At 42.6% G+C, this 23,035-nt stretch carries 16 protein-coding genes; 9 read left to right on the top strand and 7 right to left on the bottom strand.

The features are described from left to right. Positions 1 to 45: 45 nt before the first annotated feature. On the bottom strand, positions 46 to 4,050 hold the full coding sequence (locus tag FM107_RS15190) for a hybrid sensor histidine kinase/response regulator transcription factor (RefSeq protein WP_179204513.1): 4,005 nt from the start codon (positions 4,048 to 4,050) through the stop codon (positions 46 to 48). Positions 4,051 to 4,491: 441 nt separating this feature from the next. Between FM107_RS15190 and FM107_RS15185 the strand changes: the two genes are divergently transcribed. Both FM107_RS15185 and FM107_RS15180 read left to right on the top strand, forming a co-directional pair. Continuing rightward, a complete protein-coding gene (locus tag FM107_RS15185) occupies positions 4,492 to 5,565 on the top strand; it encodes an endonuclease/exonuclease/phosphatase family protein (protein WP_086949327.1) in 1,074 nt (357 codons plus the stop codon). 1,247 nt (positions 5,566 to 6,812) lie between these two features. After that, the gene (locus tag FM107_RS15180; RefSeq protein ID WP_086949326.1) at positions 6,813 to 8,348 is read left to right on the top strand and encodes a SulP family inorganic anion transporter; all 1,536 of its coding nucleotides are present in this window, start codon (positions 6,813 to 6,815) and stop codon (positions 8,346 to 8,348) included. Between the two features lie 403 nt (positions 8,349 to 8,751). Here the strand turns inward: FM107_RS15180 and FM107_RS15175 are convergent, their stop codons facing one another. The 3 genes from FM107_RS15175 to FM107_RS15165 form a co-directional block, all read right to left on the bottom strand. Then, positions 8,752 to 9,642 (bottom strand): hypothetical protein, encoded by an 891-nt coding sequence (locus tag FM107_RS15175; protein WP_086949325.1) that lies wholly within the window; start codon positions 9,640 to 9,642, stop codon positions 8,752 to 8,754. A gap of 469 nt (positions 9,643 to 10,111) precedes the next feature. Next, positions 10,112 to 11,179, bottom strand: a complete 1,068-nt coding sequence (locus FM107_RS15170) for an SDR family oxidoreductase (RefSeq protein WP_086949324.1) — start codon at positions 11,177 to 11,179, stop codon at positions 10,112 to 10,114. Positions 11,180 to 11,278: 99 nt separating this feature from the next. Continuing rightward, positions 11,279 to 11,860, bottom strand: coding sequence for a Crp/Fnr family transcriptional regulator (locus tag FM107_RS15165; protein ID WP_086949323.1), 582 nt, complete (start codon positions 11,858 to 11,860; stop codon positions 11,279 to 11,281). A 311-nt stretch (positions 11,861 to 12,171) separates the two neighbouring features. Between FM107_RS15165 and FM107_RS15160 the strand changes: the two genes are divergently transcribed. From FM107_RS15160 to FM107_RS19570, 7 genes are all read left to right on the top strand, one after another. Continuing rightward, positions 12,172 to 12,780 carry a hypothetical protein gene (locus FM107_RS15160; protein WP_086949322.1) on the top strand — a complete coding sequence of 203 codons (609 nt, stop codon included), beginning with the start codon at positions 12,172 to 12,174 and terminating at the stop codon, positions 12,778 to 12,780. Positions 12,781 to 13,217: 437 nt separating this feature from the next. Next, complete coding sequence (locus tag FM107_RS15155) at positions 13,218 to 13,571, top strand: hypothetical protein (protein ID WP_086949321.1); 354 nt, start codon at positions 13,218 to 13,220, stop codon at positions 13,569 to 13,571. A 156-nt stretch (positions 13,572 to 13,727) separates the two neighbouring features. Continuing rightward, positions 13,728 to 16,100, top strand: coding sequence for a TonB-dependent receptor (locus FM107_RS15150; RefSeq protein WP_086949406.1), 2,373 nt, complete (start codon positions 13,728 to 13,730; stop codon positions 16,098 to 16,100). Between the two features lie 4 nt (positions 16,101 to 16,104). Continuing rightward, positions 16,105 to 17,073 carry a DUF4625 domain-containing protein gene (locus FM107_RS15145; RefSeq protein ID WP_086949320.1) on the top strand — a complete coding sequence of 323 codons (969 nt, stop codon included), beginning with the start codon at positions 16,105 to 16,107 and terminating at the stop codon, positions 17,071 to 17,073. Between the two features lie 140 nt (positions 17,074 to 17,213). Then, complete coding sequence (locus FM107_RS15140) at positions 17,214 to 17,687, top strand: DUF4625 domain-containing protein (protein WP_086949319.1); 474 nt, start codon at positions 17,214 to 17,216, stop codon at positions 17,685 to 17,687. A 65-nt stretch (positions 17,688 to 17,752) separates the two neighbouring features. Further along, positions 17,753 to 18,694, top strand: a complete 942-nt coding sequence (locus tag FM107_RS15135) for a DUF4625 domain-containing protein (protein WP_086949318.1) — start codon at positions 17,753 to 17,755, stop codon at positions 18,692 to 18,694. Between the two features lie 120 nt (positions 18,695 to 18,814). Beyond that, complete coding sequence (locus FM107_RS19570; protein WP_179204512.1) at positions 18,815 to 18,955, top strand: hypothetical protein; 141 nt, start codon at positions 18,815 to 18,817, stop codon at positions 18,953 to 18,955. Between the two features lie 52 nt (positions 18,956 to 19,007). Here the strand turns inward: FM107_RS19570 and FM107_RS15130 are convergent, their stop codons facing one another. The 3 genes from FM107_RS15130 to FM107_RS15120 all read right to left on the bottom strand — a co-directional run bounded on the left by FM107_RS15130 (position 19,008) and on the right by FM107_RS15120 (position 22,713). After that, positions 19,008 to 19,661, bottom strand: a complete 654-nt coding sequence (locus FM107_RS15130) for a hydrolase (protein ID WP_086949317.1) — start codon at positions 19,659 to 19,661, stop codon at positions 19,008 to 19,010. 29 nt (positions 19,662 to 19,690) lie between these two features. After that, a complete protein-coding gene (locus FM107_RS19565) occupies positions 19,691 to 19,849 on the bottom strand; it encodes a hypothetical protein (RefSeq protein WP_179204511.1) in 159 nt (52 codons plus the stop codon). Positions 19,850 to 20,457: 608 nt separating this feature from the next. Continuing rightward, on the bottom strand, positions 20,458 to 22,713 hold the full coding sequence (locus FM107_RS15120; protein WP_086949315.1) for an alpha-N-acetylglucosaminidase: 2,256 nt from the start codon (positions 22,711 to 22,713) through the stop codon (positions 20,458 to 20,460). Positions 22,714 to 23,035 lie beyond the last annotated feature (322 nt).

Genomic DNA, 23,035 nt, shown 5'->3' with positions numbered 1-23,035 from the left:
CTAGGGCCGCTCCTCGTTGTTGGCGAGTGGGAGCGGCCCTATGGTTTATAAATCCGAGTTCGCTGGCGCATACCGACTGGGGCTGCTGCCGAATTGTTTTTTGAATTCGCGGCTGAAGTATTTGCTATCCATAAAACCGACGTAACTAGCGACATGGCTCACCGTGTTGTTGGCGTGCGTTAGCATTTGCGCCGCCTTTTTCAGTCGGATACTTTTTGAGAAATCGTTGACCGTCATTCCGGTGAGCGATTTTACCTTTTTGTAGAGCACCGAGCTGCTCATGCCTACTTCGCTGGCTAGAAAGTCAACACCATACTGGGAGGATTCGATACCCTTTTCGATGACCGCCACCAGCTGACACAAGAACCGCTCGTCCGTATTGTCGATCACTTTTCCGGTCGGCTCTAAAATATACTGCTGCCTGTATTTTTGCTGCTGCAGCCGGCTCGCACGCAACAGGTTTCGTATCTGCAACAATAAAACCTGTTTGCTAAAAGGCTTGGTTAAGTAACAATCAGCGTGATGCGCAAGACCCTCGAGCACGTCGCCTTCTTCGCTGCGCGCCGTTAGCAAGATGATGGGGATATGGCTTGTGGCAACGTCCGTTTTTAGTTCGCTGCAGACCTCAATTCCATTTTTAAAGGGCATCATCACGTCCGTAATAATAAGATCGGGGAGATGTTCTTTAGCGATATCTAACCCTTGCGCGCCGTTGCATGCCATGAGCGTTGCGTAATAAGAAGATAGTAAATCCTGAATCATAGCGCGTAAATCAGCGTTGTCTTCAATGATGAGAATAACGGGACTTTTATCGGGGTTTATGTTTTTAGCAATCCGATCGGCAGCACGTTGGACGGGCGGCACGAGGCTCGCATCTGCTGCGCAGCGCAGTTTACTAGCAGAAACGGGTACTGACTCACGCTGTTTTAATGGAAGCACGATCGTAAAGGTGGTGCGTCCAGAAGCACTTTTTGCGTAGGTATCCCCAGCGTGCATAACCATGATCTGTTTGCTAAGCGCTAGCCCCAGGCCAAAGCCCATCGAGCTGTCCGAAGGATTCACTTGAAAGAAATGATCGAATATTTTTTCCAAATATCCACTCGGGATTTCTATTCCTTGATTACTAACATGGAGCATAAGATGCCCGTTGTCGACCGTACTTTGAATTTCGATTTCCGTACCGTCTTTACGGTGTTTCATCGCATTGCTAAGCAAGTTGAAGAGTACTTTTTCGAGCTGCAAGGGATCAAATTCCGCCATGCAAGTCGTAAAATCGGAACTATAGCGCAAGTTGATTCCTTGTGCCCCGTAGACTTGTTGAAAGCAGTCCATAATATTGGTAATAAAAGGAGTGATGTCCATTTCGCTCAAACACAGGGGGCGAACGACTGTCTCCGCCTTGCGAAAGTCGATGAGCTCCGAGGATAACCGAAGTAGGCGCTTGCTATTTTTCGAGGCATTATCCAGTTGCGTGCGTATGTAGCTGTCTTCTACTTTTTCGAGCGCATTGTCGATAGGGATGATGATCAGCGAGAGGTGAGAGCGTATTTCGTGCGATATCATGCTGAAGAAATTCAGCTTGGTTTGGTGTAGCTGTTCCTCTTTGACAAAGATTTCCCGCAAGAAGAAATAACGAAGGACAAAGAAGACCAGCGAGCATAAAATAAAGGCGTAAATTAAAAGGGCCCACCAGCAGAGGTATAAGGGCGGATCAACCGTAAAGCTGATTTTGTTTTCCTGGGACCATATCCCGTCGCTATTGGCTCCTTTAACGGCAAGGACATATGATCCGGATGCGAGGTTCGAAAAACTCACCTCGGCTTCATCGAGCGTGCTCCACGATGCATTTTTTCCTTCCAGGCGGTACATAAATCGGTTTTGAGCGGGCTTGATATAATTGTCTAAAGCAAATTGGATGGTGAATACCCGTTGCGAGTTCGCGAAAGTAAGGTGCGGCCGCTGGGTGATGTTTGTGCTTAAAATTTTTGAATGATTTGTCGGGCTAGCCGGCTGACCGCCGAATAAGCGCAGGCCCGTAAAGATAACTTGGGGCCGCTTATCGTTGACCTGCACGCTGGCCGGAGAAAACCAGGTGAGCCCGCCCAGGCTACCCAGTAGCACCTTTCCCTCGCTCGAGAGAAAGGTGGAGTTGTAATTGAACTCATCATAAGCAATACCGTCCTGGCTAGTGTAGTTTTGTATTCGCTTTCTGTCGCTGGTCAGGCGTGATAATCCGCGCGTGGTTGTGATCCATAAGCTGCCCTGGGCGTCTTCAAGTAGACCGACGACATTATTGCTCGCTAGGCCGTCTTTATCTGTGTAGCGCCGAAGGACCGCGTCCGCCTGCACATCAATAAGCATTAACCCCTCGTAATCGACGCCGATCCACAAGCGGCCGCGGTGATCTTCGAGCAGGCAGTTGTAAGCATGAACGGGCGGCTCGCGGCGGGCTAGCATTCGCGTTAGTTTGCCCGAGGCGGGATCGTATTGAAATAAGCTCGTGGCCGTTAATATCCAGAGCTTTTTGTCGCTAGACTCTTGAATGCTAATCGTCTTTTGACGAGCAAAAGCCTTTTCGATGTTTTTTGGTGTGACATCTTTAAACGTAAACCCCTGCCGGCTGAGGATCTTGTTGAAGCCCTCACCAAAGAACCAGTAACGACCGGCGCGATCTTGGTACATGCTCAGGATGTCCGCCCCGCGCAGAATATCCATATCGCCGGGGATGCTCGCTAGGGTGTATTTCCCTGTTTTGGGGTCTAAGTGATAGACTCCCCCTCCACTAGCACCCACCCATACGCTGTCCGCGCAGTCGACGAATATGGATTTAACAAAATTCGCGCGAGACTGTAGCACACCGAGCTCATCATTGTAATATCCCCTAACGTTGTTAAGTTCCCTGTCGGTCGAAAATACGCCACCACCCTCGGTGCCAAACCATAAGTTTTGCTGCTGATCTTCGGCTATCGGGCGGATGACGTTATGCGGGATCTTATGTGCGGAGTTCACATGAAGCTGTTTAAACTTTGTGTCAACTCCATAAGCTAAGTTCACGCCACCAAAATAGGTGCCTACCCACAACGAGCGCTGGTCATCTTGATAGAGCGCATAAACGGAGTTTTGACTAAGGCTGGTCGGGTCCTCGGGGTTGTTATGGCTACTTGTAAAGTTAAAAGTTTTCAAGTCCAGTATGCTCACTCCGTCCTGGGTAGCAATAAAAAGACGATGATCACCGTCGAGCATCAGCTCGCGTATCGATGGGTGCAGTAACCGCTGCTTTACCGGGCTTGTAAAATGGCGTATTTGGTTCTCTCGGAAATCTATGCGGTAGAGTCCATGCGTAGCGGATCCCAGCCATAGGTTTTGCTCTTGATCTTCAACAATACTCTTAATAGGTCCTTTAACAGAAAGAAAAACCGGCGGAACACTTAGGGAGATAAGGGTATCGTTTTGAAATTTCAGCTTAGTAATTCCTCGGTTAGAGGTAGCCCACAGGTTATTACGGCTATCGATATAAAGTTCATGAATCAGGTCTGTATAGAGCTCGCCGGGAGTCGATGGGAGTTTTACACATCTATTAGATCCCTTGGCAAGAAAAAACAACCCGCGGTTGGTGCCGGTCCAAATATTACCGCCGTTATCTTGACGAATTTTCAGCACCGATATGCCGTGAACCTTTTTGCCTTTCTGGTAAAAATAGAAATGCTTAAAGCTGTCCCTATCTTGTTCATATACATCGAGTCCCCCTTGCGATCCGATCCAAAGCCGGTCGTTAGCATCATAATAAAGCTGGTTGATGTAGTTGTTGCATAAAGAGGTCGTATCGCTCGGCTGATTTTCGTATACTTTAAACCGCACGCCATCGTAACGATTCAGTCCGTAGCGGGTGGCAAACCACATGAAACCTTGTTTGTCTTTAGCAATATCAAGGACACTGCTTTGCGAGAGTCCATCCTTTACGTTGATACGCTTGAACGAAAAGGGCTGCGCTTGATTCTGTTCTATCCCAATTAGCAGGATGATGCATAAAAAAAAAGGCCTTAGTGTCATAATTGTTCGTGTTTCGAGGCGATTTCTAAAGGCTATAGACCGTAAATATAAACAAACATTCATCAAAAGTATATCCTCATTCATGCACGTTTTTAAGAGGTAATTTATTCCGTTGATTAGTGAGCGGTATCATGGTTCACAATCCTATATTGATCGAACATCCTTTCTGATAAGAGATGGTAGGGCAGTAATAAATCGACTGATTGCAAAGAATCTCACGCTGTTAACTTGCTGATCAGGATTGTCGTAAACATACCGCCTTACTCGGTATATTTATGTTAAGGAGTTGCCTTGCCGCCAGAAAATTAATCCATTTTTCCTTTTGGAATTAGACTGTAAGCAACTGAGCGAGCAGAGACGGGAGGAGCTGAGCGTTTTTGTAACTTTTAGCTTACTTCGGATTTAAGTTTCTTTCGCCAAAATTTCTTAATTTGGCCGCTCATGGAAATAGTTATAATTGTCTTTTCGTGCATCTTAATCGCACTAAGTCTCCTTCCTTTTGTGCAAAATCAGCACTGGGTTTTCAGGGTACCAGAGTTTGCCAAGCTGCAGATTTTAATCTTGCAGGTACTCGCGCTTGTGGGATCGTTTTTGTTCATCCAAGATGCTGTGACATTGTGGATAATTGACGCAGTGCAGATCGCCCTGCTGATTTACCACGGCTATATTTTTATTCGTTATACCAAGTTTTGGAAAGCACGAAAAAGAAGTACTCGCGCGGCGAACTCCGCGCTAGTGAAGATTTTATCGTGTAATATTTATCAATTCAACAAAGAGTACGATAGATTTTTAGATTTAGTAAAGGAGCAGAAGCCAGATATCGTTCTAACAATGGAAAGCGATAGCAAGTGGGAAGCCGCGCTGCGGGTACTTGAAAAAGAATATCCATACCAGCAAAAAGTAACCCTGGATAATACCTATGGCATGCACTTTTACAGCAAGCTTAAAGTAAAAAAAGTACAAACCCACTTTTTTGTAGCCGATGATTTGCCGAGCATTGAAGCAGAACTGGAAACCGAGGATGGTTTCCGATTTGTATTCTTTGGCGTGCACCCCCCGCCACCTAGTCCTACCGAAGAGGAGACCTCGAAGGAGCGTGATGGCGATCTAATGTGCATCGCTAAAAAGGTTAAAGATTATGAGTTGCCGGTCTTAGTGACCGGGGATTTCAATAATGTCGCTTGGGCCCGATCCTCGATACTTTTTAAGAAGACCAGTGAGTTGATTGACGCGCGGATTGGGCGTGGAATATTAGCCACTTTTCATGCTAAATACTGGTTTTTCAGAGTGCCATTAGATTTGGTATTCCATAGTCCCGATATTTTTATCGACAACCTGGTGATCTACCCCTCGGTAGGATCTGATCATTTTCCTATGGGCTGTAGCTTCCATATCAATGAACACGACAAGAGGCAAGAAGAAGAAGTGGATGAGCTTGAGCGCGGTGAGATGAAGGAAGTGAACGAGCTTATTGAAGAGGGTATCGACGAACAGAGTGATAATAGGAATGATTAGCCGAATGCTACCAGAAGCGATTGACGTTTAAATAAACCAATTTTAGGGCGCACCTCATCTAGGGATATGGCTATAGCTGCTGATGTGTAGTTAATGATTGCGAGGAAGCCGAAAATAAAATATAAAATAGATAGGTTTGCAAGAGGATCCGCGTCGACTTAAATCGGGCCTTGAAACCTCTAGCTAGCAACACTTTTATGTCCTTGATAGATTGCAATTAGTGTGCATACATAAAAGCTAAACCTTACTCGAATGACATCTGCAAAACATATTTCGATCCGTCCTCGCCGGCGTATACTTTTTCTAGGGCACCTATTTGCTTTCTGTATACAGCAAAAAGGTGATTTTTGTTGACTGTATAAAACAATTTATGTTGCTTTTGCGCTTAATAAAAAAAGCCAATTATTTCCAGCCTCTGGTGCTGAATAACAGGAGCGCGCTAATTACCGCCATCAGTTCGTTGAACTATAAATTAAAATTATGTGTTTGCCCTGCTTGTAAGATCTTTTTTTTGGAAGGACACAAATAGTACTGGATTTCTCTATATCAATGCCGTACGGATTGAGTCCGCCAATAATAGGTCGATCCAGTTAATTTTTTAGTGAAATTGAAAACACCTTACCGAGAATGCTCTTGGGTAAGGTGTTTTTTTTAATTCTGTGCCTTCAAAAATATAAAATGTCTGAAAAACAATAGTACATTTATTAACGCATCTGGACGAATAAAATTTGTCTCACCTGCCTGCATATGGGTATAATAAATACCACAAAGTACGGCAAACTTAGAAAAGCGAAGCTTGATGCTTATCAACAATGTTTTATACTCACTATCGAGTTGTTCAAGAAACTTCAAGAGCCAACAAATTTAGTAAGTCCGTTGGACGAAATAAGAGCTGAAATGTCGCTCAGTATGAAGTAATGGGATTGGACAGTAATAGATTATTGACAATTCCATTACCTTTGATACAACTCCTATGTGGAAATCCTTTGCTCCACAATTCCCTCAGTCTTTTTTTGATTTTCTTATCCTAATATTTTTTATATAAAAATCAAAAAGTGTACTTTTGGGCTACTTTATGAAAAGAACAGCACAAATATCATCCCAAGTTACTCCGCCTTAATTTTTAGGCTAGACTGTTGCATTTTCCAATTCAAATTTGTTTTGGCGCCTTTGTTGTGACCCGAAGTTTTTACTTTCGTAGACCACTCAATTTTATTCATACTTCATATATTTAAATATAATCTTTTATGCAGAAAATGATCAATTTGTTTGATTTCAAGCAGAAAATTAATTATAAAAACGAAATTCTTGCTGGTCTTGCTGTTGCCATGACCATGATACCAGAGTCTTTATCTTTTGCTATTTTGGCCGGGCTTTCCCCGTTAACGGGTCTTTATGCCGCATTTTTAATGGGCATCGTGACTGCAGTTCTTGGTGGAAGACCAGGAATGGTTTCTGGGGGTGCTGGCGCGACGGTTGTTGTGCTTATTGCATTGGCTGCATCACACGGCGTGGAATATCTTTTTGCTGCCGTTATATTAGCAGGTTTTCTGCAATTTTCGGTAGGGATCTTTAAGCTCGGTAAATTTGTCCGTTTGATTCCACAACCAGTAATGTATGGTTTTTTAAACGGTCTTGCCGTCATTATTTTCATGGCTCAAGTGGCTCAATTTAAAGTTATGGAAAATGGAGTTGCAAGTTGGATGCAGGGTTCAGCGCTTTATGTTATGGCTGGATTAACCTTGTTAACCATAGCAATCGTATTTTTATTGCCAAAATTCACAAAGGCGGTTCCTGCATCTTTAGTGGCGATAATGGTTGTCTTCGGTATTGTCTATTTTTTCAACATCGATACTAAAAAAGTAATCGATATAGCCTCTGTAGGAGGTTCGTTACCTTCGTTTCATATCCCAGTTATTCCTTTTAGTCTGGAAACATTGAAAATTATTTTCCCATATGCCTTGGTAATGGCAGGTGTTGGACTAATTGAAAGTCTTTTAACGCTGAATATGGTTGATGAAATAACCAACACAAAAGGACAATCTAACCGCGAGGCTGCCGCGCAGGGTATCGCTAATATTGCCAATGGTTTCTTTGGTGGGATGGGTGGATGCGCAATGGTTGCTCAGACGCTAGTGAACATCGGAGCTGGAGGGAGAGCGAGACTGTCCGCAATTGTCGCATCAGTAGCGATATTATTTATAATCTTAGTTGCTGGTTCGGTAATCGAGCAGATTCCAATGGCCGCTTTGGTAGGTGTCATGATGATGGTCGCTATCGGCACATTTGAATGGGTAAGCTTCCGAATAATTAATAAAATGCCCCGACACGATATTTTCATAGGTATGCTGGTAGCAGTCGTTACCGTGCTATTACACAATTTAGCGTTGGCAGTATTGATTGGTGTGGTGATCTCGGCTTTGGTATTTGCTTGGGAAAGTGCCAAAAGGATACGAGCACGAAAATACATCGATGAAAATGGAGTAAAGCATTATGAAATCTTTGGTCCACTTTTTTTTGGTTCTACGACAACATTCTTAGAAAAATTTAATGTGGTAAATGACCCAGATGAAGTGATCGTAGACTTTAAAGAAAGTAAGGTTGTCGACATGTCTGCAGTAGAAGCTTTAAATAAAATAACAGAAAAGTATAATAAAGCAGGGAAGAAATTGCAATTACGGCATTTAAGTGAAGACTGTAGGCGGCTGTTAAAAAATGCTGAAACGGTTATTGATGTGAATATTATTGAAGATCCTACCTATAACGTAATGACCAATAAGTAAATGTCTTTTCGCAAACAAGATATAATTTGGAGATCTTGTTCTGGATTTGTGGAAACCCCTTTATCATGTGGACATAGTAGTTATTTATATTTCCATTTTTCGCGTTATGAACAGAGTTATAGCAAGTTGCCTTTACGAAAATAAAATGAACATTTTTTGTCTTTGACCATATTATTGCGAAGTTGATCGACGTAAGTCTTCAAGCCGCTACTTTTTTTGTTAAAATAATCGATTACATAAAGATTAATCATAAATTTTAAGTGATGTATATTTAAATATTATGTTTTGAATTTAAATCCATAATTCGATTGTTGTATCTTCATCATTCGCTTGTCCTCTCGCCGCACTAATTACTGGCGTCAGTGTTCTTTGCTCTCGAAAGGAATTAATGGTTTAACGAGGCTTAATCTCCGGTAAAATTACCTAGCATCCTAGGTAGCTTAATCGTAACGCTTCTGTCCTTATTTAGCCGCACATATACTTTAATTTTAGATTCGAAAGGTCGTCCGCTAGTAGCTAGTATTGCAGCGGTCCATTTAGATTTTCCGTCGTTGTAATAATTAATTTTTCTAGCTTTTAGATTTTTTTCTACTACTGTTGAGAAAGCGGATTCTCTACCAAACAGCAAACGCTTTAATTCAAATTCTTCTTCTCTAGTGCGGCCGATTTCGGTTTCAGTAAGGGAAATCACTGCTTCATACACCAGGACGGAATCGATCGACACATCGCTGTGTGAGGATTTCATATCTCGACTGATCTGATCTTCAACGTCCTCTAAATTTTCTTTGTATTTTGCTGGAAATCCAAAATAGGATTTCTCATTCCATTTGTATCCGTGCGTATAAATGAAAGTTGTACTATCAGTATACATCCGTATTTCAGAGATAGAATAGTGTTTTATCGTTTCTATATTACCATTAACTGCAAATTTCATTCTCCGAGCATCAGGAGTTTTAGGAACTTGAATTTGAGGATAGTTATTTTTAAATACATAGTAATCTGCTTCAAACCCTAAATCATAAAATCTATTTTTTGACGCAAAGGCACTTTGTAAGAAATTATTTTGGATATAGGAGCTATCTGTCGAATCAGGTCTAACAGTTGCCAAACGAAGAGTATCAGATCCAAAAAGCAACGAAATGCTCTTTATGTGTTGATCTTTAAAATCATTTTTGATTGGAATAGTCACCCGAAATAAATCACTTTCAGCTACTTTGTTATCTTCCTGATAACGTTGGGCTGGAGCTTGCTTAAATGCGAACAATAAAAATGTCGCTAAAATATATACCTTCATAATATGTTATTTTCTTTTATAATATACGATTTGGTTAGGGTCACTAGGTCCACTGGTTTATCGACGTAAGGTTCGTCAAACTGATCTTCTGTCATATCTGTTCGAATATAGAATTCTCCTCCCCCTCCCTTTGGCATTGTATATACCATCCGAATTAATAACACCAGATTGCGTTCCTATGTACTCTTTACAAGATCATCTTCTGAAATTACTTTAGCAAATGTTATGTCGTTTTTTTGTGGGTTTCATTTTCCATTTCGTCGCTTGATTATTTTTGCTGTGTTGTCCGTTAGATTGCATTCGAAGGATCCAAGGCTTTGCGAAGTGACAGATAAAAGGACAAAGAAATTGATTCAGATGGAAGGTAACTAATTTATTAAGGGGTATTCGCTTATATGCTAATACCCCTCAAAACAATATTTTCTATATTTATTTAAATGCTATTTATTGGTCATTACGTTGTAAGTTCCTATGGAATAATTTTATCGACACGAAGTTTCTCAAATAGATTAATAAACGATTCTTCTGTGTTCTGGTATTCTTTGAATCCTAATCTCCTGCTATTTGACATATCTGTCATCACTTCGATCGGCCTTCCCAAATCAAGATCTGTATGCCATGGAGATGTCAACCGGTATAATTCATTCTCTTCTAATCCATTCCGTTTTACAATAGCATCCCAAGCTGCACTATCATTCCGCATTTGCTCGTCAAGTGATCTGACCGACCCATTAAATCCTTCATATTCTAGTCCGAAGTGGTTCGCAATGCGCTCCCACAGCCACTTCCATCTGAATATATCACCATTGACAATATTATAAGCCGTGTTTTTCGCTTCTGCGGTTGTTGATGCCCAGATGAGTTGTTTTGCCAATATACCTGCATCAGTAACATCCGATAGACCTTCCCATTGCGCCTCTGAACCAGGCCAGATAAACTTCTGTCCTTTATATTTACAAATACTCGCATAAACGGCAAGGGTTGTGCCCATGTTCATGAGATTACCAATCGCTTTGCCGATTACCGTATGTGGCCTATGGACACTCCAGCTAAAGCCGTCACGCTGCGCAGCATGATAAACCTCATCTTCTTGGGCGTAATAGAAATTAGGAAGGTTGAGTCTAGGCTGTTCTTCTCGCAGAGGAGTCTCTGTCATGTTTTCTTTTGAAGCAAATGCTTCAAATGGGCCTAAATAGTGTTTTAGTCCGGTCACTAGAGCAACGTGTTCAACTGATTTTTTCTCCGAAAGGACTTCCAACAAATTACGAACCATGGTACCGTTAACCAAAACGTTTTCCGCTTCCGTGTCTTTGCGCATCCAGGTTGTAATAAATACATGCGTGGGGCTGATATTAACCAACGCCTCTTTCAAGGTATCCTTATCTAAAAGATCTGCTTTTACCATACTAACGCTGTTGATACCGGCTTTGGGAGTTCGCGCTAACCCATATGTTTGCCATCCGTTAGCAACAAGTTCTTGTGCTAAATTAGCTCCGGTTAAGCCGGTGACACCTACTACCAATGCAATTTTATCCATTTTATGTAATCTTTAAATGTGTACTGCAAAGGTATCCCATTTGAATGCTAGGAATGTTGACCACGGACAAGAAATTCCGTTGACCTGCGTCTAGTATTTTTATTTGCCGGATCCCAATCTTTTTCGGATTCGACTTAAGGTTGCGGGAGCCAGACCAAGATACGATGCGATTAAATGCTGGGGAACACGTTGAATCATCTCGGGATTATAATCAATCAAACGTTGGAATTTTTCCTCAGCTGTATACCTGTTTAAACTGATCAGCCGCTCATCTTTGGTGACCAGACTATTCTCGTAAAGAATTCGAAAATAACGGTTCATGACCGGCACAGCTAAGGTCAACTCCTCGTAATCTTCTCGCGAGATAACGAGCAACTCAGTGTCTTTAACGGCATCTATAAATAGCGTGGCTGGTATTTGTTGAAGAAAGCTCTTGAGATCGGATATCCACCATCCTTCCCAGCCAAACACAGTAATATGCTCACCACCTTTCTCGTCTAATCTGTAGGATTTTAAAAGACCTTTGTTAATAAAGACCATGTTTTTACATATATCGCCTTCCTGAAGGATATATTGTTTCCGCCTAATCTTTTTGAATGTAAAAAATTCAGATATAGCTAGTTTTTCTTTATCCGTCAACGTTACTTTTTCTTCTATATGGGCGAACAATACTTCGAACATTGGCTGCTTCTTTAAGATACAAATATACCAAGAACTTCTAAAGCAATCGCAAGGCAGTTCCGTTTCTCTTCGATAGATCAAATTGAGCAAATGGAATCTGATGTTAAGGACTTTTTTTGGCAGACTACTAAGGGGAGAAGGTTGCGATGAAAATTATTAATGCCCTCGTTTCTACTGTCTCTGGTGTCAATTATTCGATATAATGTCATACAACTTTGATCGATTTTTTGATAAATTCGATTAACTTTATCGTGTATATTAAAAGTACGAACAACGCTCGGAAATCTAACCACCGATAAATTTATCTACAGATGAAAAACAAAACACAATTGATTCTTGGCTTTTATGCCGGGGCAGTAACAGTAGCCTTTTTGATGCTTTTTTATTCCTTTAGATCGCTAAAGGAAAACTTTGATGAAATTACCGTGAAACGGATTAATATCGTAGACGATAATGGCGTAAATAGGATGGTAATATCGAACGAAGAAAGAATGGAACCTCCCATCATTAAAGGGAAGAAATATAAGCGAGCTCTCAATCCTGCAGGTATAATATTTTACAACGAAAAAGGGGATGAATGTGGCGGGATTGCGATATCGAGAAATCCAGAAACGCAAACTTACGCGCTGGCTCTCGACTACGACAATGCAGATGCTATTGGTATCCTAACGCAGCAAAATACTAAAACTAACGGATACCGTTCTGGGCTTATCGTCAATGATAAAGACACTACAGGAAAAGTCGGTAGTAACATAAATCGGATCAGCTTAATGACTGAGAATGGCAATTCGAGCCTGGTGCTGAACGGTCCGGATGAAAAACCGCGGATCATCTTATCGGTAGACAGTTTGGGTACACCACTTTTTAAAATGGTTAATAGTGCGGGAGAAGTTATCCAAAAAATGGATACGAATAATTAAGATGCGCCCGTTTAATAGACGTGGCAACCTATTCGTTAATTGATTTGGGGCTCATTTTAGGGTTAATAACGCGCATCATGTTTTGAATTTGAGTGCTATTAACGATCTTAATGATGTACTGTAGGTTGTGACTAATCGACCGCCAGGCGATTTACCCCAGGTTAATCCTAAATAGCCTAAATCTCCCTGCAGATGTTCGTGATTAGATAGCGCTAAAATACCTTTTTAAACGTGAATCTATGGGGTGCATTGCCTAGTGTAAATACCGGCGCACTAAGTGGAGACGATTCGCTATTTTAAGCCAGTGAAAACTTAGAGTAAGCCTATTTTTGAGCCATTAGTTAGTGCAAATTCCTATTGTTTGTAACTATTTTGCGGATTTCTACCAAAGGCGTTTGAAATTCCAAAATATAATCGCAACTTTGTTGCAATTAATAATGGGCAACAAAAAACATATCTCTTCTTGCATATATCGGCTAATTTCGGCCGTCTTGGTGTTCTTATTGATCGCGATTCAACTGACGCAAGTTTTTCACGATCATAATCATAAAGTTCATCATCAAGATTGCGAAAGTAACCAGGACAAGCACGCTCAGGACACTGATCACGATTGTAAAATATGTAACTATGTCGGACACCTCAGCAAAGCGGGCTTCTTGGTATCTGGGTATGTTACGCTGATAGTCCATAATTTTGAGATTAGCGAATTGACGATGTATACCGCCGTTCCTATCTATGTTATCCCTATTAAGGTTCTTTCCAACAAAGGTCCACCTTCCTCTTTGAGCTAACGGTATACTATGTATTGCTGTCTGTCTGGCTTCTGCCTACACGCAGAGCAAGCACCTCTTTTTATTTTACTCAAACATCGATCAGTCGCATTTTTGCTCCTGCTGTGATGCTTTTATCCTCTTATGAAGATATTTATTGTCTTTTTTTTCCTGGCTATGTCGCTTGGGTGTACCTATGGCCAGACGTACGAATTATTGATCAACGTTATTGATACGAATAACGTGCCCGTTAGTGGTGCCAATGTCGAGGTTTCAGGTGTTCCTAGTTATTTTTTAACAGACTCAATGGGAAGCATTCGTCTCACGGAGCTGTCAAGTAAATCGTATGAAATCGTGATACAACGAGAAGGGTATGAGCAGTCCATTCGAAAGGTATCGATACCTGGAGATAATGTCATAACCGTTGTTCTGCCTTTTAAGAGCCGGTGGCTAAAAGAGGTGATTGTAATGAATGATCACCTTCGAACAAGCCGGCAAGAAGAGCCTTTAAATATGGATGTGGTGAACCGCGATTTTATTCGGCGCAATCTGGGCGGGAGTTTAATGTCAACACTATCCCGCCTACCGGGAATCAAAACCATAGGCATCGGTTCAGGACAGTCTAAACCGCTTATTCGCGGACTTGGTTTTAATCGCGTAGTTGTCGTTGATAAAGGTGTGAAGCACCAGGGGCAAGAGTGGGGCGCTGATCATGGCCTCGAGATTGATCAATTTGCCGCCGGAGAAGTGGAACTGATAAAAGGTGCCGCGTCATTTCTTTATGGATCAGATGCTATCGGAGGCGTCATTAATGTCAAGCCGCCGACCGTACCGGAGATTAATACATTAGGTGGATCGATCGATATACTTGGTAAGACAAACAATACTCAGTACGGAAGTTCGGTTAATCTCTACGGAAGGAAAGAGCGTATGTTCTTTGATGGCAGGTTGACCTATCAAAGCTATGGCGACTACCGAGTGCCTACAGACACGGTATATGTTTATGATTACGCAGTTCCGCTGGATAGAAATCACCTTCGAAATACTGCAGGGCGCGAAACAGATATACATTTCAATACAGGATATCTAAGCGACCATTTTCGTAGCCTTATTTACTTTAGTAATGTCCATAGTCATAGTGGATTTTTTGCTAATGCTCACGGGCTTGAACCCAGACGGGTAGACGCAAAGATGCATGATCGGTCGGCAAGGGATATTCTGATGCCAAGCCAAAAGGTAAACCACTTCAAGGTGATAAATAAAACTGGGTATGAAACAGGGGGACACAGCATAGAAATGGAGCTTGGTTTTCAACGAAACTTTCGTCAGGAATACAGTCCGTATGTCAGCCATGGATATATGCCTGCCCTATATCCTGATAGCATGACTATACCCGAGAATCTGGAAAGACAATTTGATAAAAGAGTTTATTCCGTGAACCTGCGAGACCAAATCGCAGTGGATAGGCATTCCCTTACCCTTGGCATAAATAGTGAATATCAGAACAATACGATCAGTGGCTGGACATTTCTAGTTCCAGCTTTTAAGCAAACCAGTGCTGGCATCTTTGTGTACGATAAGTTCAAGTTAAATGAGCGCATTCTGATGCACGGCGCGTTGCGTTATGACTATGGGCGTATGGCTATGTCTGAATATGTGGACTGGTTTCCTTCCGAATTGTCGGATGGTGCCACCACAAGTTCGAAGCATGCGGTTAGAGCAGATAATTTAAAGCGCACGTTCCATAGCATGGTTTGGTCGCTAGGACTCAATTACAATAGAGGAAACTTCAGTCTAAAAAGCAATATTGGTAAAAGCTTTCGGATGCCCATCGCTAAAGAGCTTGGTGCAAATGGTGTGAACTATCACTATTTTAGTTATGAGCGTGGAGATCCATCGCTGTCGCCTGAACAATCCTATCAATTGGATCTAGGCTTGGCATGGACAATAGAGAAATTGTCTGTGCAGTTAAGTCCTTTTTATAACTATTTCCCGAATTACATCTATCTGAATCCCACTGCCCAGCATGACACCAATTATGGGGCGGGGAATCAGATTTTTCAGTACGCACAAAGCCGAGTAGTGCGCTATGGAGGCGAGCTTAATGTAAAATTCAGTCCATTGAAAACACTGAATGCTGAATTGCTAGGAGAATATTTGTACGCTGAGCAGCTATCGGGAGATAAAAAGGGGTATACCTTACCATTTTCTCCGCCGACCTCTGTACTGTTTAACCTGACCTGGATGCCTAATACAGGAGAAAGGGTTACTAACAGCTATGTGTCCGTCGATTACCGGATTACTGGCAAGCAGGATAATATCGTTCCGCCGGAGAAAAAGACTCCAGGATATCAGATTTTTAATATCCAAGCTGGCACTAAGCTAAATTTTTATGGTCAGCCTATTTCGGTGAGCATCCAGGGGCAAAACCTCTTCAACACCCGTTATATGAATCACACAAGTTTTTACCGTCTGATTGAACTGCCCGAGATGGGGCGTAACATCGTTCTTTCTATTAAAGTACCTTTTAAAATTACTAATCAAAAATAAAGCAATGCAAACACAACACAAGTCAAACGCAAATAAAGCAATTAAAATGTTCACCGCATTCCTGCTGTTGGTCTCCTCAATTACTGCTTGTAAGGAGGATGAAAATCCATTACCGGAGTTACCCATTCCCACGATGGACAATATAGAACTCGGACTAGGGGATGCCGGTGTTGGAATTATCGCACAGGATTTTCATTTTAACGCGAGCATTGTTGCGGCCGGTAAGATCGAAAAGGTAGAGATCAAAATTTTACAAAAAGAAGAAGAAACCTACAGTGAAATTTGGGAACACGAAATTATTTGGGATGAGTACAAAGATCTTAAAAATGCCACCGTGCATAAACATTTTACTATTCCTGAAAATGCAATTGAAGGAAAATATGATTTCATTATTACCGTATATGATCAGAACGGTTCGAAGTTAGAACGTAAACGAGATATTGCCATCTATTCAGCTGCCAACATTCCTGTGGAGCCCAAGATAACACAGCTTAGCCTCAAGAAAAATGGGCAATCCATTTTTGATTTGCATGGTATGAACGAGAATCCCACTGAAAATTTTTCCAAAGGCGATACCTTGACCAGCCATGTGGATATTTCCTTTGTAAAGGGTGACGGAATCGTGTACTTATTGCTGATTAAAAAGTCTGCGAATCACAACCCAACCACCATCGAGGAAATCGACTTTAGCAAAGCGATTGTTTATGACATGTATGAACATAAAAATCAGACCAGCGTGTTTAATTTTTCGAATTTCCTCATTGATCTGACTACAAATCCCTTTACAGTTATTAAGCGTATTCCTGGATTCGGAATAGGCACAGAAAAGGACAATAGGATACCAGTCGCTGGTGCTATATCAGGTGACAAAGCATGGGGTTCGGGGGAGTATAATCTAGTGGTAATCTATAAGAATACAACGTATAACAAGACTGTTTCCAAAAGTGTTCCTTTTAATATAGTTTACAATTAGTAATCAACAGGTCATGGTAAAGCCATTTCGCTGTTTTCAATATGTACCAATAACAAATAACTAACTATAGTGTAAATAGGACGATAACTAATGCTGAGCTAGAGTCAGCTGGGCAATTGCTTATCGTAAATACAGAAAATATGAAAACTCAATTAATAGGCTTACTCCTGTTCTCCGTTATAGTATTAGCAGGTTGTAAGAAGGAAAACCAACAGGAAATCGATACGGAGTACCCTGTAATAGATATTGGCGCTGTGAATGCCTTTCCCAAACAGTGTGATACCGTGCACCGTGGCGATAAATTTACATTTATTGCAGAGCTCAAGGACAACGCTGAACTGGGATCTGTAAGCATTGATATCCACCATAATTTCGATCATCATACGCATAGTACTGAAGTGGCGAACTGCGGACTGAACCCTATCAAAACACCTCTTAAGCCGTTTACGCTGATTCGGAGCTACGACATTGCGGCAGGTTTAAAAACCTATTCCTTGCAACAGGAAATAACTATACCCGCAGATATCGACACTGGCGACTATCACTTTATGATCCGTTTAACGGATAAGGAGGGTTGGCAGACAATCAAAGGGTTAAGCATTAAAATTATATAGTTATTACTTGAACAGGCCAGTGCTATAAATTAGGCATCTGGAACATAAATCAACAGTATAAAAAAATGAAAAATAGTATACATAAAAAGTGTAGTTTTTTTACGGCCGTAGCCCTAATTTTTATTCAATTTTCTTCCTGTACTAAGGACGACCAGACGGCTGTCGAGGTGCTACCACCCACCATCGAAAATCTGGAGATCGGGTACGGAAATAACCAACAAGGAATCATCGGTCGGGATTTTCATCTTGATATGGATGTTGTTGCGGGGGACCGCATTAGCGATGTACAAATCTTGATTCGGCAGCGAACTAGCGAAAGTTATGCCCGAGAATGGTCATTTGAGGTTACTTGGAATGAATTTAAGGGCGTGAAAAACACGAACGTACACAAACATTTTGATATTGATAAGGAGGCGCCAGAGGGCATGTACGATTTCGTTATACGAGTTAACGACGAAAATGGTAGTATGCTGGAAGAGGTACATCCAATCAATCTCGTTAACGCGCAAAACTTACCGGCCGATCCGGAGATTTATTCTTTTATGCTGGAAAAGGTGGGCAAGGGATATATATACATACTCAATAGGGGGTATATGCTTGGAGATGACAAGGGGTTTAAAAAAGGAGAGAAGCTAAAGGCATATGTGGATATCTCGAAAGTTAAAGATGATGGAGAAATTTACACGCTGCTTATTAAGAAAAATGCTAACCATTTACCCGAAACGGTTATGGACATAGATTTCTCAAAAGTTATCGTTACTGACCACCGTGCGCATTTAGAAATGAACGAGATCGACTATTTTACGAACTATCTCGGGCTGCCAGATAATAGCCCTAGGGAGTTTCTCGTTGGAGCAGATTTTGATAATAACCCCGAATCACCAGTCGCTATTCAGGGCAGCAATGCATGGGAAAATGACAACTATTATTTCGGAGTGGTATACACCAATAAAACGCATAATATGAGTGCGTTTTATTATGTGGAGGTAAACTTAACAGGGTTTTAACTTTTAAATTGCACGAAGCTGCGATCTTAAGCGGCCAATTGCATGGAAGATAGGACTAGCGCATTATGAATCAATCGTTATGCTTTCATAGATAATGAGCAATGTTCCTGTTTTGCAATCATGATTATAGCAATAACCGTCCCTGTATCACCGGCGAGTCGTAGTCCATTAAAAGAAAAAGACCGATTTAGGGTATCACCCATAATGATGACTGCTTGGTCGGTTATGTTAAAAGTAGAGTGGGTCGTGGTGACAGGATAAACAAAAGCAACATCCTGAGATCGGTCAGAATGTTGCTTTGTCAGAGACTTCGTTATTGTGCCGGTACTGGCGTATTCAATAGCTGTTGTTCCCACAGAAAAGCAACACCGCTGGCGCCACCATGTTCTACCAGAATATCTGCAAATCCAAGTCCCGTTTCACCGCGAGCATGGTCACGCTGCCATTCAGAAATTACGGCGATCCAGTTGATCGGCGTAATACCATGTGCCTCCATACGACGTATGGCCATATCGTGGGCTTCCACAGATAGCGCTCCGCAGGCATCTGTAACAACAAATACATCATAACCTTCTGCTGCCGCTTGGATCGCGGGCATAGCCACACAGATCTCTGTGTAGAGGCCCGCTATGATTAGTTGTTTACGACCGGTTTTGGCTACTACATCAGTAACATTTGAATCCTCCCAAGTATTGATAAAAGTACGGTTAATAGGCTTTTGCTCCGGAAATACATCCTGAATTTGTTTGATGATGAGTCCGCCTTGTTGTTCAATAACGGTGGTCAAAATAGTCGGTACGTTAAACAATTTCGCCGCCTTCGAAAGTCCGGTGACCGCATTGATTATTCCCTGAGGATCATGGCTGTGCAGGTTCGCGAACTGGAAAGGCTGGTGATCGATCAGTACGACAATACTGTCTTCGGGACGAAGGAGGGCTTCAAGGCCTCTTTTTAAATTTTTTGACATTTTTTGATAGTTTTATTATAAATGAATAATTAAAGAATTGCGACGCGTTCAAGAAATAAATTCATCAAATCCGTACTGTTGTCTCCGTTGTCTTTTGCCCGTCCTTCTTCTGCGGCCGGCCATGTCGCATATCCAAAATAATTTTTGTGGCGTGGGTCATGGAAAGAAATACTGGGCTTGGATTTCATGATAGTTTTTGTTTGTGATAACACAAATTTCATGATCCTGACAGATCTAAACGATGACATATGTCGTAAAATAACGTAGACAATTGTCTATGAAAATCTTGTGAAAATATAGAGAAGTGGTGGCTTCGCACTTGGGCAGCTCGAGCTATATAATTGATATTGAGCTTTATTCTATAAAACCAGATAGAGATCTCGCTCCTTATATTGTTAGACGATTGTCGAAACAGATATCGTACGAGATTAAGATACTGAAGGTAATTTATATTTGACAAGGTAGAACCCTAAAGACTTGCCATTTTTGAACATTACCTATGAGGGAAAAATACTTTGAACATATAATAGACGACGTTGCTTAGTAATAACGTTCTTTTATGAGGCCTTCTCCGATAAGTTCTCGCTCTTTGCATTCAAGAGATTGGTATTCGCTAACGAGCCGCTGCTTAACGATAGGGTGTATAATTATGCTTTCCTATTGTCCATCACGGGTGGCGGGCGAAAAATTGGCCTAACCAAAGCAGCGTCAAATTAATAGATAGCCTTTAAGCTTGTTTATTCGCAAAAAGGCTATTCTCGAATAGCACAACGATAGACCCCGTATTTTGGCGCCTCTATAAACCGAAATTATCGGCATCTTCGGCTTGACGCGTCGCTTCTTCCACATTTTCGGTTTTTTGCACGGCAGGGGTGACCTGCTGAGACTGATGCAGCATAACGGGCCACCATTTATCATATAATCGCGAGGCGATCTCCAGTGCATCACCTGAAGGCTCAGCGGGGTAGCGCTCATGCATTTCCGTCCACGATTTCTCCCAAACAGAGAGCATTTCAAAAAATGGGTTGGCATTATTAGCCGGCCTTCCGTAAGACTTTTTAAGCTTTCGCGAGTGGTACCGTTTGTTCTCTTCCTCGGACTGTCCAAGTAAATAGTCGATGTACATCTGCCAGCGCGGAACATAAAATCCGCTAATCAAGCCCGACCACTGCCGGTTGGAATAATCATAAAATAGGGCGTTGGGTGTAACCGGCCCCCATATCGTTATCAGCGTGCGTGCGGCCTGCTCGTAGCGGTCCTTCTCCTCCTGGTGATTACCCCATCTTCGGGCGTCCGCCAGCCACTTACCTAACAAGAACTCTTCTCTGGTGGCGAGCAATTCGTCCATATCTCGCATCAGCTCAATATATTGCTTCCCCGCCGCGCGCAGGCTGTTCGTGTCCCGTGTGGTATACGCGGCGCCCAGCGTTTGATGCAATAAAAGCGATAGATCCGCTAAACATTGACGGGCAATATCCACCAAGTCATATTCAAATGTAGCGATCTTACCCAGTTCGCCTGACGCGTTAATCATCTGTTGCCAAGCTGGCCACAGCGCGATTAAGTCATAGTCTCTTACCATATTGCCGTTCATCGATACCCGAGGCATGAATAGTGCCGGGCGGGCACAAATGGGTGACTCCATAGAAATGATTTTCACTTTCTTTTGCTGATAGACGGTAGAAAGGAGTATCTCCCAGGCGCGCCCAGCAGCCTTGGGTAGCTGTCCGTAGCGCGCTTGGGCATATTTTTGGGTCCACGCTGACACGTCGGTTTGAATATCCGCATGCCAGGCGATCTCAGTTGCTGCCTGGTAAACCACAGGGTTATGTTCGATGGCCTCGGGGAAGATTCCTAGACCTTGCACATTTAGCGCCTCGGGCATCCGCTTTAAACGGAGCGCGTGGCTTAAAAAGTGCGCCAGGTTACCCCCGATATAGTTCCGCCCCCCGAAATTATGCATCATGCCCACGATCCAGGGGCGCCCCCAGTAGCTTTCGTGCTTTTTCCAGTTGGTGCCTGTCAGTGCCAGCATCAGCGTTTTATCTTTGGGAACGGCGCGTAATAAGCCGGGGCGGAGTGACCAGGTCTGGATGGCCAGCACAGCTTGTGAGTCGATATTTTGGATCGCCGAAAAAATGGCGCCGCCGGCCTGCTCAAGGTATTCGGCAGTTTTAACAGGAGGCTGACTTTCGTGAAACGGATCGACCGAATAATAGTGGTCCGTGCCGAAGAGCTTATACTGCTCTTCAAGAAATATTTTGGCTATCTGAGCAAACAGCGGATCCAGTGGGTCGATCAGCGCGGTCTCGAAAGTGGATATCCAGTCCGATTTATAGATCTTCGCGTCGGGGTAGAATTTCGCAAGAGCCGTAGGAACGTAACCGGTGAATCCTTTGAGGATGGTTTTCATGCCCAGTTCGCGCTCTCTGGCAATGATTCGCTGGCCGAGCTCCGCGTGACGATCTATCCAATCTTGCGAGAGGGGTCCCATCCAACTCTCCAGATTGTCCATCCACTGCCAGGCGAAGTAGGTCGGCCCCACCAAAAAGTTCCGTATCGAGTTGTCGTCCATACCTAAACGGCGTAGCGTGTTTTGCCATACAGCCTCTAGCCCCGTGATAGCTAAAGGCATATTGATGCCGTGTAGGGCCATCCAATCAATTTCGCGCTCCCAACGCTCCCAGTTCCACCAGGCCATCGTATAGCTGAAGGTGCAGAAGTTCAGGTAGGCACGAATATTAAACTCCGTGTTTTTTCGGATGCCCTGAAAATCCGTCGGCAGCACCTGCGGAAGGTTCAGCTGGTCGCTGTTCCACGAGATATGGCAGTTGCAGATGTGTTTAAGGTACCAGTGTAACCCCGAGGCGACCGCTACAGGATTGTTCCCGGACAGGACGATTTTACCATCTGCAGCATGGACGCTAAAGAAGTCTTCATCGCTCTTCTCGGCAGTCTCAATACGTACTAGAAACTCCGCGGCCCTTTCGGGCAATATTCTTTTGAGAAGCGCCTGCGCGGCCTGCTGTTGTTGTATTTGTATATCGATCATTGTTATGCTAACAAAGCCCAAAGGTCTATGTTTTAACCATTAAATAAAATTATATGCGTGTAACGAGCCTGCCTGTTCACAAAGAAGGTTAACCCCGCAGGGAATCAGCTATATCGCCAGTTAATTCGAGCGTGAAAGGTTTTTCGAAAGATGCTATTAACACGCGGTAATAGCAAATCTTGAAAATTTACTACAGCGTCCATTTTATTGTATTTATATTACACACATACGGGTATTTTGCAGTTGTAAAACTACAAAATCAATATAGATATAAAGTATTGAAATTACAATATGGCTCCACGCCCTCAATCGCTGTGGTGCC

Origin of the sequence: Sphingobacterium sp. JB170, from assembly GCF_900163865.1 — a bacterium.
Classification (GTDB): domain Bacteria; phylum Bacteroidota; class Bacteroidia; order Sphingobacteriales; family Sphingobacteriaceae; genus Sphingobacterium.
This window is presented reverse-complemented; position numbering and strand designations above follow the sequence as displayed.

Bases quoted from the DNA above. Each gene is read 5' to 3' on its own strand.
- FM107_RS15175 (WP_086949325.1), bottom strand. From the start codon at position 9,642: ATGAAGGTATATATTTTAGCGACATTTTTATTGTTCGCATTTAAGCAA.
- FM107_RS15180 (WP_086949326.1), top strand. From the start codon at position 6,813: ATGCAGAAAATGATCAATTTGTTTGATTTCAAGCAGAAAATTAATTAT.
- FM107_RS15165 (WP_086949323.1), bottom strand. From the start codon at position 11,860: ATGTTCGAAGTATTGTTCGCCCATATAGAAGAAAAAGTAACGTTGACG.
- FM107_RS19570 (WP_179204512.1), top strand. From the start codon at position 18,815: ATGATTATAGCAATAACCGTCCCTGTATCACCGGCGAGTCGTAGTCCA.
- FM107_RS15145 (WP_086949320.1), top strand. From the start codon at position 16,105: ATGCAAACACAACACAAGTCAAACGCAAATAAAGCAATTAAAATGTTC.
- FM107_RS15170 (WP_086949324.1), bottom strand. From the start codon at position 11,179: ATGGATAAAATTGCATTGGTAGTAGGTGTCACCGGCTTAACCGGAGCT.
- FM107_RS15185 (WP_086949327.1), top strand. From the start codon at position 4,492: ATGGAAATAGTTATAATTGTCTTTTCGTGCATCTTAATCGCACTAAGT.
- FM107_RS15150 (WP_086949406.1), top strand. From the start codon at position 13,728: ATGTCGCTTGGGTGTACCTATGGCCAGACGTACGAATTATTGATCAAC.
- FM107_RS15160 (WP_086949322.1), top strand. From the start codon at position 12,172: ATGAAAAACAAAACACAATTGATTCTTGGCTTTTATGCCGGGGCAGTA.
- FM107_RS19565 (WP_179204511.1), bottom strand. From the start codon at position 19,849: ATGAAATCCAAGCCCAGTATTTCTTTCCATGACCCACGCCACAAAAAT.
- FM107_RS15135 (WP_086949318.1), top strand. From the start codon at position 17,753: ATGAAAAATAGTATACATAAAAAGTGTAGTTTTTTTACGGCCGTAGCC.
- FM107_RS15155 (WP_086949321.1), top strand. From the start codon at position 13,218: ATGGGCAACAAAAAACATATCTCTTCTTGCATATATCGGCTAATTTCG.
- FM107_RS15140 (WP_086949319.1), top strand. From the start codon at position 17,214: ATGAAAACTCAATTAATAGGCTTACTCCTGTTCTCCGTTATAGTATTA.
- FM107_RS15120 (WP_086949315.1), bottom strand. From the start codon at position 22,713: ATGATCGATATACAAATACAACAACAGCAGGCCGCGCAGGCGCTTCTC.
- FM107_RS15130 (WP_086949317.1), bottom strand. From the start codon at position 19,661: ATGTCAAAAAATTTAAAAAGAGGCCTTGAAGCCCTCCTTCGTCCCGAA.
- FM107_RS15190 (WP_179204513.1), bottom strand. From the start codon at position 4,050: ATGACACTAAGGCCTTTTTTTTTATGCATCATCCTGCTAATTGGGATA.